Source organism: Rhizobium ecuadorense, from assembly GCF_001187535.1.
Classification (GTDB): Bacteria; Pseudomonadota; Alphaproteobacteria; order Rhizobiales; family Rhizobiaceae; genus Rhizobium; species Rhizobium ecuadorense.
In genome coordinates this window covers 1-848 of record NZ_LFIO01001109.1, presented here as the reverse complement: position 1 = coordinate 848, position 848 = coordinate 1, and the positions used below count along the sequence as shown (strand labels likewise).

The window sequence follows — 848 nt, the reverse complement described above, 5'->3', positions numbered from 1 at the left end:
AATGCGCGGCATCCCTGAGCGAGGGAGGCCACTCGGAAAGATGCCTGTAGGCGTCGATCACGCTGCGGATCTTGGCCGGAAAACCAAGGCCAACAAGGATAGGCACAGGTTGTGTGAACATATCGGGTTTCATAGCTCTCTCCTTCCCAACCCGGAATGTCGATGGGCGCCGTAGCGACGGCGCCCTGTTCTTGAATAATGCGGGTTAAGCCGCCTTCTGCGCTTCGATCTGCACGGGAGCCGCCAAGTTCAAAGCGGACGCGCTCTGGATGGCGATTTTCCGCGGCTTCAGAGCCTCCGGGATCTCACGGACAAGTTGGATCGACAGGAGACCATTGCTCAGATCGGCTCCATCGACCCGAACATGATCGGCAAGCTCAAAGCGGTGTTCGAACGGCCGGCCGGCGATGCCGCGATGCAGGTAGCCGTCGGTGGCCACCTCCTGCTTCTTACCGATGACGGTGAGAAGGTTGGACTGGAAGGTGATGTCGAGATCATCCTGAGCAAAGCCTGCCACCGCAACCGAAATCCGATAGCTGTCATCACCCGTTTTGACGATGTCATAGGGCGGCCAGTCGCTGATCGAGCGGGCGCGCTGGGCGCTTTCGAGAAGATTGAAGACTCGATCGAACCCGACGGTCGAACGGAACAGAGGTGCATAGTCGTGAGATGTTGCCATAGCCATATTCTCCTTGAAGCAACATGGGTACGGAAGCGCCGAAAGACGGCGCTCCTAGCAAGGCCAGCCCAGTCTTAGCGGCTGGCGGCAATCGATTTGGTTTTTCGGTTTTCGGGATTCAAGAGCCGACGCGGGAAAAATTGCTCGTTCTCGCGGGCGCCGGTTTTTG

At 58.1% G+C, this 848-nt stretch carries 1 protein-coding gene and 1 pseudogene; both read right to left on the bottom strand.

Annotated elements, in window-relative coordinates; genetic code table 11:
- Positions 1–133: pseudogene (locus AF337_RS45575) on the bottom strand (DUF982 domain-containing protein); the annotation flags it as partial.
- 72 nt (positions 134–205) lie between these two features.
- On the bottom strand, positions 206–679 hold the full coding sequence (locus AF337_RS24210) for an Hsp20 family protein (RefSeq protein ID WP_049734155.1): 474 nt from the start codon (positions 677–679) through the stop codon (positions 206–208).
- Positions 680–848: the final 169 nt, after the last annotated feature.

Coding starts and splice junctions, on each gene's coding strand:
- AF337_RS24210 (WP_049734155.1), bottom strand. CDS start 679: ATGGCAACATCTCACGACTATGCACCTCTGTTCCGTTCGACCGTCGGG.